At 61.8% G+C, this 16,939-nt stretch carries 19 protein-coding genes and 1 tRNA gene; 12 read left to right on the top strand and 8 right to left on the bottom strand.

Going from position 1 to position 16,939, the window contains the following annotated elements; genetic code table 11:
• Positions 1-143: 143 nt before the first annotated feature.
• A complete protein-coding gene (locus ACSBOB_RS07275) occupies positions 144-1,355 on the top strand; it encodes a tetratricopeptide repeat protein (RefSeq protein ID WP_442581772.1) in 1,212 nt (403 codons plus the stop codon).
• 81 nt (positions 1,356-1,436) lie between these two features.
• Here the strand turns inward: ACSBOB_RS07275 and ACSBOB_RS07270 are convergent, their stop codons facing one another.
• A complete protein-coding gene (locus tag ACSBOB_RS07270) occupies positions 1,437-2,642 on the bottom strand; it encodes a tetratricopeptide repeat protein (protein WP_442581771.1) in 1,206 nt (401 codons plus the stop codon).
• A gap of 122 nt (positions 2,643-2,764) precedes the next feature.
• Complete coding sequence (locus ACSBOB_RS07265; protein ID WP_442581770.1) at positions 2,765-3,796, bottom strand: helix-turn-helix domain-containing protein; 1,032 nt, start codon at positions 3,794-3,796, stop codon at positions 2,765-2,767.
• Between the two features lie 140 nt (positions 3,797-3,936).
• Between ACSBOB_RS07265 and ACSBOB_RS07260 the strand changes: the two genes are divergently transcribed.
• Positions 3,937-5,013: an alpha/beta hydrolase family protein gene (locus ACSBOB_RS07260; RefSeq protein ID WP_442581769.1), complete on the top strand. Its 1,077-nt coding sequence runs from the start codon at positions 3,937-3,939 to the stop codon at positions 5,011-5,013.
• Positions 5,014-5,216: 203 nt separating this feature from the next.
• Here ACSBOB_RS07260 and ACSBOB_RS07255 read toward each other — a convergent pair whose 3' ends face one another.
• On the bottom strand, positions 5,217-5,882 hold the full coding sequence (locus tag ACSBOB_RS07255; RefSeq protein WP_442581768.1) for a helix-turn-helix domain-containing transcriptional regulator: 666 nt from the start codon (positions 5,880-5,882) through the stop codon (positions 5,217-5,219).
• Positions 5,883-6,017: 135 nt separating this feature from the next.
• On the opposite strand from ACSBOB_RS07255, the gene ppa reads away from it, so the two are divergent.
• Positions 6,018-6,548 carry an inorganic diphosphatase gene (ppa, locus tag ACSBOB_RS07250; protein WP_442581767.1) on the top strand — a complete coding sequence of 177 codons (531 nt, stop codon included), beginning with the start codon at positions 6,018-6,020 and terminating at the stop codon, positions 6,546-6,548.
• A gap of 15 nt (positions 6,549-6,563) precedes the next feature.
• Here the strand turns inward: ppa and ACSBOB_RS07245 are convergent, their stop codons facing one another.
• The 3 genes from ACSBOB_RS07245 to ACSBOB_RS07235 form a co-directional block, all read right to left on the bottom strand.
• Positions 6,564-7,163, bottom strand: coding sequence for a hypothetical protein (locus ACSBOB_RS07245; RefSeq protein WP_442581766.1), 600 nt, complete (start codon positions 7,161-7,163; stop codon positions 6,564-6,566).
• A gap of 341 nt (positions 7,164-7,504) precedes the next feature.
• Positions 7,505-7,819 (bottom strand): DUF167 family protein, encoded by a 315-nt coding sequence (locus ACSBOB_RS07240; RefSeq protein WP_442581765.1) that lies wholly within the window; start codon positions 7,817-7,819, stop codon positions 7,505-7,507.
• A gap of 9 nt (positions 7,820-7,828) precedes the next feature.
• Positions 7,829-8,119 carry a YggT family protein gene (locus ACSBOB_RS07235; protein WP_442581764.1) on the bottom strand — a complete coding sequence of 97 codons (291 nt, stop codon included), beginning with the start codon at positions 8,117-8,119 and terminating at the stop codon, positions 7,829-7,831.
• A gap of 172 nt (positions 8,120-8,291) precedes the next feature.
• On the opposite strand from ACSBOB_RS07235, the gene ACSBOB_RS07230 reads away from it, so the two are divergent.
• Positions 8,292-8,367: transfer RNA gene (locus ACSBOB_RS07230), tRNA-Ala, on the top strand.
• 65 nt (positions 8,368-8,432) lie between these two features.
• On the top strand, positions 8,433-8,834 hold the full coding sequence (locus tag ACSBOB_RS07225; RefSeq protein ID WP_442581763.1) for a DUF6538 domain-containing protein: 402 nt from the start codon (positions 8,433-8,435) through the stop codon (positions 8,832-8,834).
• Here ACSBOB_RS07225 and ACSBOB_RS07220 read toward each other — a convergent pair.
• On the bottom strand, positions 8,796-9,422 hold the full coding sequence (locus tag ACSBOB_RS07220) for a TetR/AcrR family transcriptional regulator (RefSeq protein WP_442581762.1): 627 nt from the start codon (positions 9,420-9,422) through the stop codon (positions 8,796-8,798). The genes ACSBOB_RS07225 and ACSBOB_RS07220 overlap by 39 nt on opposite strands.
• A gap of 88 nt (positions 9,423-9,510) precedes the next feature.
• On the opposite strand from ACSBOB_RS07220, the gene ACSBOB_RS07215 reads away from it, so the two are divergent.
• Positions 9,511-10,281, top strand: coding sequence for an SDR family NAD(P)-dependent oxidoreductase (locus ACSBOB_RS07215; RefSeq protein ID WP_442581761.1), 771 nt, complete (start codon positions 9,511-9,513; stop codon positions 10,279-10,281).
• 135 nt (positions 10,282-10,416) lie between these two features.
• Here the strand turns inward: ACSBOB_RS07215 and ACSBOB_RS07210 are convergent, their stop codons facing one another.
• Positions 10,417-11,322, bottom strand: coding sequence for a LysR family transcriptional regulator (locus ACSBOB_RS07210; RefSeq protein ID WP_442581760.1), 906 nt, complete (start codon positions 11,320-11,322; stop codon positions 10,417-10,419).
• Between the two features lie 232 nt (positions 11,323-11,554).
• Between ACSBOB_RS07210 and ACSBOB_RS07205 the strand changes: the two genes are divergently transcribed.
• The 6 genes from ACSBOB_RS07205 (at position 11,555) to ACSBOB_RS07180 (ending at position 16,934) form a co-directional block, all read left to right on the top strand.
• The gene (locus tag ACSBOB_RS07205) at positions 11,555-11,842 is read left to right on the top strand and encodes a hypothetical protein (RefSeq protein WP_442581759.1); all 288 of its coding nucleotides are present in this window, start codon (positions 11,555-11,557) and stop codon (positions 11,840-11,842) included.
• Between the two features lie 59 nt (positions 11,843-11,901).
• The gene (locus ACSBOB_RS07200; protein WP_442581758.1) at positions 11,902-12,870 is read left to right on the top strand and encodes an MBL fold metallo-hydrolase; all 969 of its coding nucleotides are present in this window, start codon (positions 11,902-11,904) and stop codon (positions 12,868-12,870) included.
• 2 nt (positions 12,871-12,872) lie between these two features.
• The gene (locus ACSBOB_RS07195; RefSeq protein WP_442581757.1) at positions 12,873-13,118 is read left to right on the top strand and encodes a hypothetical protein; all 246 of its coding nucleotides are present in this window, start codon (positions 12,873-12,875) and stop codon (positions 13,116-13,118) included.
• Positions 13,119-13,172: 54 nt separating this feature from the next.
• On the top strand, positions 13,173-14,186 hold the full coding sequence (locus tag ACSBOB_RS07190) for an alpha/beta fold hydrolase (RefSeq protein WP_442581756.1): 1,014 nt from the start codon (positions 13,173-13,175) through the stop codon (positions 14,184-14,186).
• An 86-nt stretch (positions 14,187-14,272) separates the two neighbouring features.
• Positions 14,273-14,719, top strand: a complete 447-nt coding sequence (locus ACSBOB_RS07185) for a DUF6130 family protein (protein ID WP_442581755.1) — start codon at positions 14,273-14,275, stop codon at positions 14,717-14,719.
• A gap of 544 nt (positions 14,720-15,263) precedes the next feature.
• Positions 15,264-16,934 (top strand): putative bifunctional diguanylate cyclase/phosphodiesterase, encoded by a 1,671-nt coding sequence (locus tag ACSBOB_RS07180; RefSeq protein ID WP_442581754.1) that lies wholly within the window; start codon positions 15,264-15,266, stop codon positions 16,932-16,934.
• Positions 16,935-16,939: the final 5 nt, after the last annotated feature.

The following is a 16,939-nucleotide window of genomic DNA, read 5'->3' as shown; positions in this document are numbered from 1 at the left end:
TCCCTCGGTCCGGCTCGGACTACGCAGGAATGCCGCCGGGCCCATGGCATGTCATCCCAATATTCGCCATGTGCGTCAGGGTTGATGCCTTTTTGAATACGGGCTAAACGACACGTCCCTTTCGGAGACTAGCCACCAAAAAGATGACGGAAGCTGCGACATTTCCCCCATCCGGGCCAAACTACTATTTCGTCGAAAGGGCTGGTTCCAAAAGACTCGTGATCTTCTTCTCGGGAACCGGGCAGAGAAACGGCCGGTTCGAGTTCTGGAAGGCCGGCCGGGAGGTCGAGGAAAACCTGCTTTTCGTTAGCGACGGCAGGAATCACTGGTATCAGGATGGTGTCGCGGGGCTCGGGACGACGATCGAGGAGACGATCGCGTCGATCCAGGCGTGGTGCGAACGCAATTCGGTCGATGAGATCGTCACCGTCGGCGCCAGCATGGGCGGATACGGCGCCGTCCTGTATGGCGGCATGCTGAAAGCCAAGGTCCTGGCATTCAGCTTCGACACGCTGCTCAGGCTACCGACGAGTCCCAGCTGGCGGCTGATGCCTAAAGACGCGGTGATGCGTTACTCTGACCTCGTTCCCGCCATCCAGCAGGCCGGCGTCCCGATCAACGTCTTTGTTGGCGAAATGTATCCAATCGACGTGGTCGCCGCGCAACGCTTGGTGAACCTCCCGAACGTCAAAGTGGAAAGCCTGCGGGGCGTTGGCCATGGCTCAGCGCGTTTCATCCACCTTGCCCTTGGCGTGAAGACCGTGGTGGGCATGGTTGCCACCGGCACTCCCATACCCCCCCTCCAGGAAAAGGGTTCGATGTGCGAGAGCCCGGAGCTTGTCGACCTGCTTCATCGCGCCCATGTAGCGTTCTTCGAGAAAGACCTGGCCGCGTGCCTGAAACTGTGCCGCCAGGCCTTGAGGGTCTCCCCTCGTTCCGAGATTTTCCACTATCTTCTTGGGCGCACTTATCTCGGCCTGAAGAGAATGTCGGCAGCTATCAAGCATCTCAATTACGCGGCAGGCCGGTCGCCGGAATTTGAGGACGGGCAGTTCTTCCATGCGCAGGCGCTGAGGATCGCCAAGTACAACAAACAAGCGATCCCCTTGTTCGAGCAGCAAATCGGGAAGTGGCCGAACGCCGCCCGCCTACCGTTCAACCTTGCCATCAGCTACGAACGTGTCGGTCGCAACGCCGAGGCGCTGGAGCAGATGCGCCGGGCGGTGTTGCTCCAGCCCTCATACGAAACGAAGCTAGCCGATATGCGCGAGCGCATCCAAAAGCGTGGCGGCATCGACGGCGGGCCGCGCAACACGGAAGGCATTCGCGGCTATATCGCGTCGTTGATCAGCTAGTACCAGGACTCGCAGAAGATTAGTATCGAGGCCCCTGGAATAAGAGAATGGCACACAGGTTCTGATCATTGAACCTTAGTATTAAGCATAGATCAGGCGTAGGCGAGCAGCGTAGGGGTCGTTTGGCAGCCTGCCCGACCTTATTTGCGCCTTAATGCGCTCTTCCTGCGCTTTAAAAGCCGCGTTGTTCGGCGCCAACGCCACCGCTTTACCAGCCTCCTTCAGCGCTCGCCCATAAAGGCCGGCTCTCGCATAGACAACGCCGAGATCATAATGCGTTTTCGCTGATCCTGCTCCGTCGCGAATCGTTCGCCGATGCGTCCCGATTGCCTGATCGCTGTCGCCGAGATGCCGATAGCAATTGCCGATCGAGAAGCGGTATTCCTTGTCGCCGGGCAATATGGCATCCGCTGCGGCGAAGGCCTTCAATGCCTCGGCGAAGTTGCCCGAATTAAGATAGGCGCATCCCAGCAGATAATACGCGTGATCCGACCAGAAATTCCCCAAGGTGATCTTGCGGCCGATCTTGATTGCGGTTTCCCAGTCCCTGCGCAGACTCGCAACGTGCAGGGCATAAAAATCTTTTGCGAAATTTGGATGGTCCAGCGCGTTGCCGTCCTCCGGCATCGGCGGGATTGCTTCGCCTGCGATGAAAGCTTCCAGGAATGGCCGCAGCCGGCCCCTGTTCTTGAGGTAGTTCGGCACTCCGTGGACCACCCGGCGCATCGTCCTGCCGTGGTAGTTGGGAAGGCCTTTCGCGAGACTCATGCAGTAGAGATCGACCGGGTCGCGCTCGCCGGCAAACACGGTTACCGGCTTCGTCGCGTTGCGGATAAAATCATGCAGGTTCCGGAAGTGAACAGGCGCCTCGGGGTGCATGAGCTTTTCGCTGCGACTGCCCCGCAACTTCATGGTCGTCTCGGGGGAACAGGCCAACACCCGCGCGCCGAGCTGCGTGCCGTAGAGGATGGCGCCAGCCGCCCCCATGCTCTGGCCGATGACGACCGTTTCTTCCGCGCCAAGATAGCGCGCCCAGCGCGAAAGCGTCTGGAGAACTTCAGGCAGGTCGCCGCCAAGGCCGGGAATGCCGCCCTGATACCACTCGTTGCGACCGCCATTGTTGACGAAGATGCGGTTGACAGGAAGTTCGTTCCCCGCGCCCCAAAAGTTGAAAAGGCCGGCGCCAGCGCCAGTGGCCGTCATGAAGATGGCGAGTTGCTTTGAACCGGCATGGGGGATGACTTTGAACGCTCTCCCTTCGTATGCCGAAGGCGATGGCATGATCATCCTGGCTACACTCGATCCTGACAAATTCAACACCAAACCCCCTTCCGGCAAACCGGGATGACAAATCAGACGGGTTTTTAACCGAACCGCTCTTCCAAGGAAAGATATCGGTTAGCAGAGGATCAAACGGTAGCGCCCGACACCTGATTTCTCTCCCGCCAATCGGCCGGGCTTAGCGAGGTGACCCGGCGGAACTCGCGGTTGAAGTTGGATTTCGTCTGGAACCCGGCCTCGAACATCGCCGCCGTCACCGGCATGTCCGTCTCCCGAAGCAGCCGGCAGGCTTCGGCAATCCGGTGGTCGTTGATGTATTGCGAGACGTTTTTCCGCGCCAGCCGGTTGACCGCGCCGGAAATCGTTCGAGCCGGCACGCCCATGCGCCGGGCCAGCCGCGACAGCGTCAGATTATCGTCGCGGAACAGGTTGTGGTCGTTGAGCAGGCGGTCGAGGCGGTCAAGAATCTCACGATCCTGCGCGGTCTGGGAAGCGTCTGCTTCCACCTCCGCCGCTGCCGCCGGCAACACCCGGGCGCCGGCCGCGACACGCGCCGTGAAGCCGAGCAGCAGCAATTCCAGGAGATTGGCGTTGCTGACGATCAGGGCGACATTCGTCCCCTTGCCCCATTCGAAGTCGAGCAGGATGGCGAGGTCGCAAAACGCCGACAGGAGCAGCGACGCCGCGGCGATGAAGAGGGCGCGGTGCGCCGCGACCGCGCCGTCGAACCGCGCCTCGTCGAGCGCGTCGGGACCGCTGCGGCCGAGGCCGAGCACAGCAAACGCATAACCGACGAACAGCACGATCAGCGCGAGATCGATCAGGCCGGGGCTGAACAGCAGCAGCGCGATCATGCCGGCGGGCGGCAGGAAATGGAGCCAGCGCGTCGACCTCTCTTGCGTTGCGTCGCGATGGATCAGGCTGCGGAAGCTTGCCAGCACCAGTCCCGGCAGGCAGCTCGCCAGCACCGGCAGCACATAGCGCATCTCCACGATGCCATAGCCCCAGCGCAAACCGACGACGGTCGATTGCAGGGTGCATAGAGCGATCAGGGCGAGGAACGGCCGGTTGCCTGTCGACCGATCCTGGCTCCGAAGCAGGGCGGCGAGCAGGATCAGCAACAGCAGCGCGACCACGAAAGGCAGCGGAACGAAGATCAAGGCAGGCCTCTGGCAGCGGAATCGATCCGCCGACAATGGCCCGGATCGCGATCCGGGACGACCTGAATCGCGATCGAGGACGCGCGGCGGTCGCGGCGATGCCATCTGTGGACCGTTCTTCCAACACCGCGAGAGCCCCAATGAACCCGCTGCAAAGTCTTTCGGTCCTGCCTGTTCTCCTCATCGCCACGGCCTTACCCGATCCGTCGCTCGCCACCAAGGTCGGCGTTCGCGAGATCAGCGTCACCACCCCCGAACGAGGCCGCGACCTGTCCGTGACCGTCTGGTATCCCGCCGAAGCGGGAGGCAAGCCCGTCATGGTCGGCGACAACCGGGTGTTCAAGGGCGCGCCCGCATCCGCTGATGCGCCGTTCGCCGGCGGGCGCTATCCGCTGGTCGTCATGTCGCACGGCTCGGGCAGCCGGATACAAGGCATGACCTGGCTGGCCACGGCCCTGGCCAAGGCCGGCTTCGTCGTCGCCGGTCCCAATCATCCGGGCACCACCAGCGGCGACTCGACGCCGGCCAACACGCCCAAGATATGGGAGCGCACACAAGACTTGTCCGCCGTCATCGACGCCCTGACGGCCGACCCAAGATGGAACGGCGCCATCGACGCCGAAAACATCGGCGTCGTCGGCTTCTCGCTTGGGGGCTCCGCGGCCATGGAGATCGCCGGCGCGCGAGCCGATCTCGAAGCCTATGCACGCTATTGCGACGCCTACACGCAATGGGACTGCAAATGGTTCGCCGGCGGCGTCGGTTATGTGAACGAGGAGCAGGTCAAGGTCGACAGGCTCAACCTGCGCACCATCGACAAGGCGCGTTTCGAACAGTCGAATCTCGACCGCCGCATCAAATCGGCCGTGCTGGTCGATCCCGGCCTCGCGCAGGCCTATGACGAGGAAAGCCTGAAGCGGATCGCCATCCCGATGAACTTCATCAATCTCGGCGACGTCGGAACCGTTCCGCCCGGCGTCATCGCCGACAAGCTCGCCGCGCTGACGCCGCACGGAACCTACGTCGCGGTCGAGGGCAGCGATCACTACAGCTTCTTGCCGGAATGCAGGGAGGGCGCCGCCGAGATGCTGAAATCGGTGGGCGAGGTCGATCCGATCTGCGACGAAACCGCCCGTCCCCGCGCGGAGATCCACGCCGAGCTGGAAAAGCTGATTGTCACCACCCTGCAGCGTACGCTTGGGGTTCACGGCGAATAACGTCACGCCGCGGGCTCTTTATCCATAACTGATTGAGGCGGCCCATCGGCTGGTTCAATTCCCGCCCTTGTCACGCAATGTCGGGCCGGTCTAACCGGGCGCGTCATTTTCTCGCTGCTCGGGAGAGCGGCGTAACCGAGGCGGATCAGCGCGGCCCGGATGGAAGACACATAGGCTCGGATATGATCTCCGGGCCGAATTGCTCATCCGGCCAGCCGTTCCGGCTCCACCTTCAGGCGCACGGCCTCCCGGCGATTGAGTTCGCGCAGAACCGCCGAAAGATTTCCCAGTCTCGGGTTGCCGCGCGGGCCGAACATCCGCATCAGGTTTTTCGGATCGATCGAGACGGCCTCGCCAAGCTGGTCGAATCCCACGGTTGCATTGATGTAGTCGCGCATCAGTGCCTTGCCGACATCTGCTTCGCCGGCGGCGAACGCTTCCACGGCTTCGCCAAGAAGCGCCGCGCGGAACTCCGGATCACGTTCGGCGCGCGCCCTTACGGTCTCCTTGAAACTCCGTGACAGCGCCATTGCCTTCACTCCTTCAACCGTTTGCGACGCTTGTAATCCGCCCAGCGGTCCTGCGACAGGCCGATATCCGATTGCTGTCGGCTCTTGGTCCCGCCGGCCAGCAATATAATGAGTCTCGAACCATCGAAGGCGAGGTAGATCCGGATGCCAGGTCCCCAGTCGATCCGCCATTCCAGGACACCTTGGCCGACAGGCTTCAGTCCTGCCTGATGTCCGGGCTCCAAGGCGAAACAGAGCGGTCGTGACTTTCGCGGCATGCGCCGCCGGGAGCTTGTCGAACCATTCCTCGAACGGCCGCCTGACCAGATCGTCCTCATAGACCTCGAGGTCGATAGCCATTTAGTATCGTATACGATACCTTTGAGTGCCGTACAACATCCCGCTGTCAAGCTTCGGCAAAGCGCCGCACCGCATCCCATTGCGTCGTCTCGGCGAGCCGGCTATCGGTCAAACGACAGCAAGGGGACCCCAGCCATGCGCATCGAAGCCATTCCCACCGGCAAGAACCCGCCGCACGACGTAAACGTCATCATCGAGGTGCCGGTCGGCGGCGAGCCGATCAAATACGAGATGGACAAGGAGGCTGGCACGCTGTTCGTCGACCGCTTCCTGCACACGCCGATGCGCTACCCCGGCAATTACGGCTTCGTGCCGCACACGCTGTCGGGCGACGGCGATCCGATCGACGTGCTGATCTGCAACACGCGCGAACTCATTCCCGGCTGCGTCATCAACGTGCGGCCGATCGGCGTGCTGATCATGGAAGACAATGCCGGCCAGGACGAGAAGATCATCGCCGTGCCGTCGCCGCATCTCACCAAGCGCTACGAGAAGGTCCACAACTACACCGACCTGCCGCAGATCACGCTCGACCAGGTCGCGCATTTCTTCGAGCACTACAAGGACCTGGAGCCCGGCAAATGGGTCAAGATCGGCGGCTGGCAGGACGCCGACCGCGCCCGCGAGATGATCGTCGAGGCGATCGAGCGGGCGAAGGCGGCGTAGCGCCGCCGGAGCATATCAGTTCTCCTGCCGGTCGAACTCCGGCAGCGCCACGTCGCCGCTGACCACCACCCGCTCGTCGGCGCCGCAGGCGAAGTCATGCGCCTGCTCGTCGGCGATTTTCCGGGCCGTCTCGTTGGCCTTCGGGTTGCCGCTGGCCACCACCAGGCCGATCGTGCACCCGTCGCCCACGCCGATCTGCCCGACCTTCTCGACGACCAGCACTTCCGTCTTCTTGTCGCTGTCCTCGGGATCGCTGTTGACCAACCAGCGCTGGATCGCCGCGATCGGCACCTGCTTTGCCCCGTCCACCTCGATGCGCCATTCGATCTTCGGCCCGGCCGAATTGAACGCCGAGAAACTCTCCCAGACAGGGTCCGCGCCCGAAGGCGGAAAACCGTAGAAGATGGATTCGCGCAGGTCGCCCTCGTAGAAGATCACCGGATAGCCGCGCCAGCCTGGGCAGACCACATTGACGAAATCGCCGGTCTCGTCGCTTGGCGCGAAGGCCGAGCAGGATTTTTCGAAATCGATGTCGGTGTACTCGCTCCTCATCTCGGCAGCGGCGGCCGGGAGACAGAGGGCGGCCAGAACCGCAACGGCCGGCAGGTTTTGCATGCTCACCTCGCATCGGGTCGAACCAGCAAAAGCCTAGATCAAGCCGCAGCGAAATGAAACCAGCCGCCAGGACACGGACGCCGGCCCTAGCTGTCAGGAGGGAACGGCCCGGCCCCCTCGCCTATCATCTTCACGGCACCAAAATGGCCGTCGCGTCCGCTCGCAGGCGGCGCTCCGTGAAGCCGATCAGGCTCTTTTCCAGGATCTGACCGAACATCCTATTGAAACACAAGGATATTACAGGCCTCACGCACGGCTGCGCAACGCCGGCACGGCGGCTCCGTATGCACCGCCGCATCCCCGAACAGGAAATCATATCAAGGACTTGCCGAAAAGCCGCACTAGCCTTTCGCCAAATCCTCCAGGACCAGGCGCAGCGAAGACGCATCGGCGTCGATCCGCACTGTCTTCAGCCGGGCCGTGAGGCCGGCAATGACCGAAACCTTCGACCTGGCAATGCCGAAACGTTCTGCAACGAGACGTTCGAGCGCCGTATTCGCCGCCCCCTTCTCCGGCACTGCGCGGACCCGCGCCGCGACGTGCGCCCGTCCGTCGGCGGTCGTCTCGACCGCGCCCAACGCATCGGCGCCGGCCTTCGGCGTGAGCCTCACGAACAACTCGACGGTGCCGTCGCGTTCGCGATAAAAACCCGTCATTCCAGAAGGTTAAAGGACCATCGGCGCGATGGTCGTCCACAGGAACTGGCGCAGGAAATAGATGATCAGCAGCACGATGATCGGCGAGATGTCGATGCCGCCGAGATCGGGCAGGACCCGCCGGATCGGCGCCAGCACCGGCTCGGTGACCTTGAACAGGAACGTGCCGATGGTGTTGACGAACTGGTTGCGCGAATTGACCACGTTGAACGCATAGAGCCAGGAGAAGATCGCCGAGGCGATCAGGAACCACCAGTAAATTCCAAGAGCCAGGTCCACCGTCTGGAGAAGCGCGAGCATAAAGGTCTCCTTTGATCCGCCGACATGTAGCCATTGGCCGGATTGGGGACAAGCCTCGTTTCCATCCGCCGCCCCATCTGCAGCCGCCATTGCCGTCGACGGCGACAAAACGCCCGCCATCCTGCTTGACAGGCGTGGCAGTGCCTGCACATAACACCGCCATTCGCCGAACGGGGCTGTAGCTCAGCTGGGAGAGCGCGTCGTTCGCAATGACGAGGTCAGGGGTTCGATCCCCCTCAGCTCCACCATCGGCGGAAATACAAGGGCTTAACGATACGTTTGCACTGGTGGGACAGCCAAGTGAGACACTGTTATGCCCGTATCGGCCTACCTGTCTGTCTCCCGACACAAGGTTTACTATTTTCGTCACCCGCTCCCGAAAGCGGTTAGCCCTACAGCGTCAGCGATACGTATCTCGCTACGGACGCGGGAACCAAGACAGGCGCTGTATCTGGCCCAGCGCCTCCGTTACGTTGCTATCGCGCTGACGAAGAATGATTGCCGAATTACCCTTGATGAGTTCCGAAACCGTCTGCGGGCGCATTTCAGCAGGATGCTAGGTGACCAGAAGCAGAGCATATCGGGGCACCGCCCGTACATTCTCGCCGGTGCGCTCGACCGCACGCCGCGAAATGACAATCCGTCCTGGAAGGTTCAGCACAACGCTTTGATGCTCTCAACGAACTCCATCACCATGCTTTCCCGGCCAGGCTGAAAGCGCGATATCGACCAGACGTCTCAGCCTTTCGGTGCAAGCACCGTCACAGGCTTGCACCGACATTCCTTGCACGAAAGCTCCGTAGAAGCGTGCAAGCGAATCCGTGTCGGTGCCGGCAGCAAGTTCCCCTTCGTTGACCGCCCTGTCGAAACGGTCGCGTAGGGCTTTGATTGCAGACTCGCGCCTTGCAGCTACGGATTTCGCGACCGTCTCGTTTTCCGCCGCACATTGAACAACCGCTGTCGAGACGATGCATCCGCGCGGATCGTCGGGACGCGAGATGCCGGTCACGACGTCGTGCAAGTAAAAGGACAAAGCCTCATAAGCGCTCATATCGCTGTGCAGAGCGTCCGTCCGGGCCTTGCTCTCACGCTCGACGGCATGATCGAGCGCCTGATTGTAAAGCTCTTCCTTCGAGCCGAACGTCGCGTAGAGCGACGGCGGGGTCACGCCCATCGCCGCCGTCAAGTCGGCGATCGATGTTCCTTCATAGCCGTGTTCCCAGAACAGTCGCGCCGCGACGCCAAGCCCGACATTGCGATCCAGTGTCCTCGGCCTGCCCCGTCTTTTCGGAGGCTCGTCCATTTTTATATCGTTCCTTATAAAATCCATTGACAACCGTCGATTACGATTAATATATCGATCGCTATTAAAAACTGCAACGGAGTTGGAAATGTCCGGACGTCTCTCGAACAAGGTCGCCCTCGTAACCGGCGGATCGCGCGGCATCGGACGGGCAGTGGCGCTCGCTTTTGCCAAGGAAGGTGCCTCGCTCATCGGCGTGCACTACGCCAGCAACAGGAAAGCCGCAGAGGCTACGGTGCGGGATATCGAGGCACTGGGGTCGCGAGCTGTGGCGATCGGCGCGGATTTGCGCGACGGAAAGTCGGCCGCCGACAGCATTGCCGGGCAGTTCAGGGCCGCGGCGCAGGCCGCGACGGGTAAAGCAGGCCTCGATATCCTCGTCAACAATGCCGGCATCGCGGTGGCAACGCCGTTGGCACAAACCAGCGAAGCAACATTCGACGACCTCATGACCATCAACTTCAAGGCGCCGTTCTTCCTGATCCAGGCGCTGGCGAGCGACATACGAGACGACGGGCGCATCATCAACGTTTCCACCGGCTTCACACGCATCGCAGCGCCGACTCACCCCGCCTATGCGGCGTCAAAGGGGGCTCTCGAAACACTGACACTGGCGCTCGCGCCCGACTTCGCAAGCCGCGGTATAACCGTCAACTCGGTCATGCCCGGTGTCACCGAGACCGATATGAACGCGGACTGGCTTGCGACGGATGCGCGTGCAGGCGCGGAAGCATTGTCGGTGTTTTCACGTGTCGGCCAGCCTGCCGACGTGGCCGACGTCATCACCTTCGTCGCGTCGAACGACGCACGGTGGACGACGGGGCAGTCCATCGACGCCACCGGCGGCGCCAGGATCTAGGCGTCCCTTCTGGTAACGTGAGCCCTGTAACCCCGGCCTTTCGTCAGGCAAACACATGGCAACCTCGACGCGAGGTCTTCGGTGCCGGGAGCTGACTGGCAGGTTCGGTCTGTGAATACCCACGAGCGGACATTCCTAGTCGGCAGGCCCGGCGAGACGAGCCTTCAGACGCGGTGTGATCCAGTTGAGAAAGGCACGAAGCTTGAGCGGCATAGGCTTCCGCTCCGGGTAGACGATGTGTACAGGCAATGGCTCCTGCTCGAATGGCTCCAGCATGATGACGAGAGCGCCCGCGCGCCTTGCCGCCTCCATCTTGTAGGACATCACCTTGGCGATCCCGGCGCCTGCGATTGCTGCCTCGACCGCCGCCTCGGAGGTACTCACGGTCAGCCTTGACCGGATGGGGACGGCAATTTCGCGGTTCCCGTCGACGAACTTCCAGGTGCGCGGTGCGCCGAAGTCATCGATGGTGATGCAATTGTGGCTTGCCAGGTCGTCCAGCCTCTCCGGACGTCCGCGCGCCACGAGATAGGCCGGGCTTGCACATACGACGAGCCGGACCGAACCGATGCGGGTCGCGATCATGCTGCTATCCGCAAGAGGGCCGATCCGGATAGAGACGTCGATATGGTCCTCCAGCGGCCGCAGCACTCGGTCGGTCAGCAGCAGCCTTAGCGCGATGTCGGGATAGGCTTCCAGGAACTCGCAGGCGATCGGTACGAGGTGCATGTGCCCCAGACCCCATGGCGAGGTCACTGTCAGGTCTCCACTCGGAACCCTGTACTCACCGGACACCTCGCGCTCGGCATCCTCCACCTGTTCGATGATGCGCTTGCAGGCTTCGATATAGGATCGCCCCGCATCCGTCAGCCTCATCTGCCGCGACGACCTTTGAAAGAGCTGTGTGTTCAGCCGCGTTTCCAGTTCGGAAAGGTTGCGGCTGGCGGTCGCGACGGGGATGCCCAGTTTGCGCGACGCCGCCGAAAGGCTGCCGGCTTCGGCCACCGCCACGACCACCGACATCGACTCCAGGCGGTCCACGGCAAACGCCTTTCCAAGGTTCGAGAAGCTGCTTCTCAAGCTTATGGGCTGCTTGCCCGTGCCGCAATCATCTATCCCTTCTGACGCAAGGTGAGGTCAGCGCCGAGTTGGGCGGATTTCAAGGAGCGGCGCGGCGCGACAGGATGAACCGTCGAAGACGACCGGGCCTCGCTAACGAGAGCAGGATCCCGTCTTCGCCACTGAGCGACCATCCCATCGGAAGGGCTTGCGCATGAGACGACAGCAGACCCGCTTCGATAGCGATCCGATCATGTCACGTCGCGACGTCTTGATCGGCGGAACCGCCGTCGCGTTGGCAGCGCTGCCCGGTGTCTCGACCGCTGCGCAAATAGAGGCGGAATCGAGCGGTGCCGCCGCTCAGTCAACGGGAGGAGCCGCCGCAGTGGGCAAGATCACCGCCAAGGACGGCACAGATATCTACTACAAGGACTGGGGTGCGGGCCAGCCAATCGTTTTACCCATGCGGATCAGCCCAACTCGGATCTGCTTGCCTTCATGAAGACTTGAGTTCGGCCAACCCTCGATTTCCACGCTGCTCCAGAAACCAATGAGAGTGCCATGACCGTTCCGTTACGTTCAATTTCGCGCCGGCATTTCTGTCTCTGCTGCCTCGCCGCGTCCGCTGCCACCGTCGGCGGCGGATGGCTGAGCCCGCGCGAGGCGTATGCGGAGGCTCGCGGTCTTGTCAGCCTGATCAAGGACAGCGCTGCCCTATCGCCGATCGTCGCGCACAAACTTCGCAACAACATCAGCGTGCTCGAAGGCTCCGGCGGAAACATCGCCGTCCTGACGGGCCCGGACGGCACGGTGCTCATCGATGCCGGAATCGGTGTTTCGCAGCAGCATATCGCCAAGGCGTTGGCCGATCTCTCCGCCGATCCGGTCACGCACCTGATCAACACACACTGGCACTTCGACCATGCCGACGGCAACAACTGGCTGGGCGCGCTCGGGGCGAAGATCACCGCCCAGGAGAACACCCGCAAATATCTTTCGCAGGTCCAGCGCGTCGAGGACTGGGACTACAACTTCCTGCCACTGTCCCCGGACGGACTTCCGTCCGAGGTGTTCGCAAGCGAGAAGTCCCTCAAGCTCAATGGCGCCTCGATCGGCCTGAAATATTACGGCCCTGCGCATACCGACAGCGACATCGCCGTCACGTTTGCCGAGGCGGACATCGTTCATGTCGGCGACACCTTCTGGAACGGCATCTACCCCTTCATCGACTATTCGACCGGCGGTAGCATCGACGGCATGATCGCGGCGTCCGACGCCAACCTGGCAGCAACGACCAACAAGACGATCGTCATTCCGGGCCACGGCAAGCCGGTCAGCAACAAGGCCGAGCTCAAGGATTTCCGCGACATGCTGGTCGCGATCCGCGACAACGTCGCCAAGCTCAAGCAGCAAGGACGGTCGCTCGACGAGACGGTCGCCGCAAAGCCGACCGCCGCCTTCGACGCCAAATGGGGCAACTTCGTCATCGATCCCGGCTTCTTCACCCGGCTGGTCTACGAAGGCGTGTGACCGTGTTCTCCAGGACTGAAGAGAAGTGGATCGAGGACAATATCCCGCATGCCAGGATCTACTTCGACATGCCGTTCGCGCTTTCGACGGCAGGTGGCGACGTGACCACCACGCCCGCCGATTACGAGTCCTCCATGGTTGAGGACCTCGAATTGATCACCGGCCAGAACCCCCGGTCGGACCATCCGATCGCGGGGGCGCTGATCGCCGCGCTCGACCGCTATCGCGACAAGCGCACCGCCACCTGATTTGTGGAGAGGCGCTGACGGCAAGACCCGCCGCTCACCAACATGGAGAACCTCATGAAAGCCGGAGCCATAATCTACCGCAGCCCTGCAATGAGCCGGCGCGGATTGCTGCTGGGACTATCGACAATGGCCGCCGGAGCCGGCGCGATGCCGATCGTCGCCGTCTCCCCATCCCTTGCCGCCGAAGCCGGCCCTCCGTTCCCGCTGGCCACGACGCATTATCGAACCAGGAATGTCGACGGCATCAACATCTTCTACCGGGAGGCTGGGCCGTCGGACGGCCCGGTCGTGCTGCTGCTGCACGGCTTTCCGACGTCGTCGCACATGTTCCGCAACCTCATCCCCGCGCTCGCAGACCGCTACCATGTGATTGCGCCGGACTATCCGGGTTACGGCCAGAGCGGCATGCCCGACCGCGCGACGTTCGCCTATACGTTCGACCGGTTCGGCGAACTGGTCGGTGGCCTGCTCGATCAGCTCGGCGTCGAACGCTACGCCATGTATGTCATGGATTACGGTGCACCCGTCGGCTGGCGCCTGGCGCTTGCTCATCCGGAGCGGATCACTGCCCTCATCGTCCAGAACGGAAACGCCTATGAAGAGGGACTCAAGGAGTTCTGGAATCCGATCAAGGCCTATTGGTCCGATCACTCGGATGCTAACCGCCAGGCGCTCTACGTGCTTGTCTCTCCCGAGATCACGAAGTTCCAGTACACCGACGGTGTCTCGGATCTGAGTCGCATCGATCCCGATAACTGGGTCCATGACCAGGCCCTTCTCGACCGTCCGGGTAATGCCGAAATCCAGATGGACCTTTTCTACGACTACCGGACCAACCTGCCGCTCTATCCCGCGATACAGGCCTATTTCCGCGAGCATCAGCCGCCGACATTGATCGTCTGGGGCAAGAACGACAAGATTTTTCCGGCCGACGGCGCCCATCCATACAAACGCGACCTGCCGGAGGTCGAGTTCCACCTGCTCGACACAGGCCACTTCGCCCTCGAGGACAAGGCCGACGAAATGGTGCCATTGATCCGCGACTTCCTGGGGCGCAAGGTGGGGTAAAAACGGGCACCGCTTTTACCGCTGTCGCCTCGTTGCGCAACGCTGACGCCGCTCTTCTTCACCGATCGCTCTTCGAGGTAATGCTCATGCTCGACCTTCTGAAGGATTTAGCCTTCATGGCCGCCGTCACCCTGATCGCCACGAGCGCCTCCGCCCAGACTGCCAAGGACATTGTCGGCCCGTCGCCGCTGGTCGCCATTGACCACGAGCCGGCGCCGAAGCTGGTCGTCGATCCGCCGCTTCCTGAACCGCTGTCGCGAGGGGCAGTCTTCATGCAGTACCGGACGGAGAACCTGCGGGTGGTGCCGGTGTTCGGCAAGGGCGCCCTCGACGTGTCGCCGCGCATCGGCCACATTCACATTACCGTCGATGACGCTCCCTGGCATTTCGTCGATGCCAGCGGAGAGACCATCATCGTGGTCGGCCTCAAGCCCGGCCCGCATCAGGTGTTGGTTGAATTGGCGGATCCCACGCACAAGGTGATCACCAGCCAGACAGTGAAATTTGTGGTGCCCGATCCGGCAAATCCCTGAGCCAGGCGACTTCCCCGCGCCTGATGCGGGAGCATGATCTGCAATCGAGGATCAGGCGGCGCTTCGTTGCCACCCTCGACAGCAATCATGACGGCCCAATCTTCCCGAACCTGGCGAAAGATATCGCTCCGACTGGCCCGAGCCAGCTCTGGGTCAGCAATATTACCTATGTCGCTGCCGACCCGCTTTATCTGCGTCGCCGTCATTGTGGACGCCTGGTCGCACCTGATCTTCGGCTATGCCATCGGCCGGTCATCGATGCGCACCTGACGGTCGCGGCCTTGACAACTGCCATCGACCACAGAAAGCCGCCACCAGGCTACATCCATCATCCCGGTGGCGGCTCGCAATATGCGGCCGAACTCTACCGACAGCTTCTTTTACGGCCAAGCTCTGATAGGTTCCCCTCAACCGCCGTTGGCCTTCGAGACACAGCTAGGTTGTATGCCCGCAACCTTGCCGAGTTTGGCGTCCCTTCCCGCGATATGCTAGCTTCATCGCTGGCGGTGGATGTCCAAGGACCGCCAGGCCGCAAGAGAGGCACATGGAACCGTCTTCCACGAGTGAGGAACATCTGACCAGCCTTCTTGAGAACATGGCCGAGCTCGTATCCTTTTATGACAAAGACCTGCGCCTCACGCGGTACGCTTCCAGTCTGCACCACCTCCACGGCGCCTTGAGCGCCGGCACGGGCATCGGGGACATTTATCCGGCCTTGGCGGCCGAAGGGGCCCGGAGCATATTGAATGGCGTCCTGCATGACGGCCGGCCGGCGACAATCCGCTTCCAGATGCCAAGCCAGCAAGCGGGGAAAGCGCTGGTGTTCCGGACAGCGGATGGCCTTGGAGTCATCGAGTCCATCGACAATCACCAAGTTGTCGGGGACGACGCTGAACGCAGCCAACTCCTTCACCAGGCGACGCATGATGTGCTGACCGGCCTTCAGAACAGGCGCCGCTTCAGCGAGCGGCTGAATGAGGTCCTGTCTGACGACGAAGGCAAGCGACAACGATCAGCGCTCCTGCAGATCGATCTCGACGATTTCAAGTCGGTCAACGACACTCTCGGGCACAGCACCGGCGATGCGCTGCTGCAGCTTGCGGCAGGTCGCATCATGGGCACCCTCCAGGAGGGCGACTCCGCCTATCGCTATGCAGGTGACGAGTTCGCAGTGATCCAGTGCGGCAAGCAGCAGCCGGCGGAAGCCGAGCGGCTGGCTCAGGCGCTTGTCGACGCATTCAAGGCCCCTTTCATCATCAACGATATCCCGCTTTTCGTCGGCGCGAGCATCGGCATCGCCTTCGGTCCGCAACACGGCACCGAAAGTGAAGAATTGATGAAGGCTGCCGATATTGCGCTCTACGCGGCGAAACGTGACGGCCGGGGCTGCGCACGCCTCTTCAACCGCTCGATGCTGCTGTTGCTGGAGCAGCGCGAAAATCTAAGGCGTAGCCTGCGTGTCGCACTTGAGAAACAGGAGCTTTATCTCGAATATCAGCCGATCATCCGGCCGCCGTCGACAATCGTCGGGTTCGAGGCGTTGTTGCGGTGGCATCATCCGGAGATAGGCCTGATCCCTCCCAACGTCTTCATTCCAATGGCCGAAAGCGATGGCCTCATGGAGGAGATCGGTCGCTGGGTGCTTGAACAGGCATGTCGTGAAGCAATGACCTGGTCGAGTTCGCTGAGCATCGCGGTCAATCTTTCGCCGGCACAATTTCTCAGCGGCAAGCTCACTGACACAGTAGCGCAGGTCCTCGATGTCACCGGCATACGAGCCGACCGCCTGGAACTCGAGATAACCGAAACGGTCCTGCTCGAGGAGACTGTAGACAATCTCGACACGCTGAACACACTCAACGTGCTTGGCATAAGAATTTCACTGGACGACTTCGGCACCCATTATTCGTCGCTGGGGTATCTGAAGAATTTCCCTTTCGACACGCTCAAGATCGACCGCTACTTCATAAAGGACCTGATGACGGACCGTAAGAGCCAGACGATCGTGCGCTCGGTCCTCGGCCTGGCCCATGGGCTCGACATGAGCGTCACCGCGGAAGGGGTCGAGACCATAGCACAGGCGCGATGGCTGGTGGATGAAGGCTGCGATGCGCTGCAGGGCAATTTCCTCGGGCAGTCGAGTAGCCCCCGCGCCATTCGTGATTTCATGGCCCGGCCCTCGATAGCGTTGCAAAGGATGGGGGAGAAAGGTTGACTGCG

Source organism: Mesorhizobium sp. KACC 23794 (genome assembly GCF_052180275.1).
Lineage (GTDB): Bacteria > Pseudomonadota > Alphaproteobacteria > Rhizobiales > Rhizobiaceae > Kumtagia.
The sequence above is the reverse complement of the archived record's forward strand: the minus strand, read 5'-3'. Positions and strand labels throughout refer to the sequence as shown.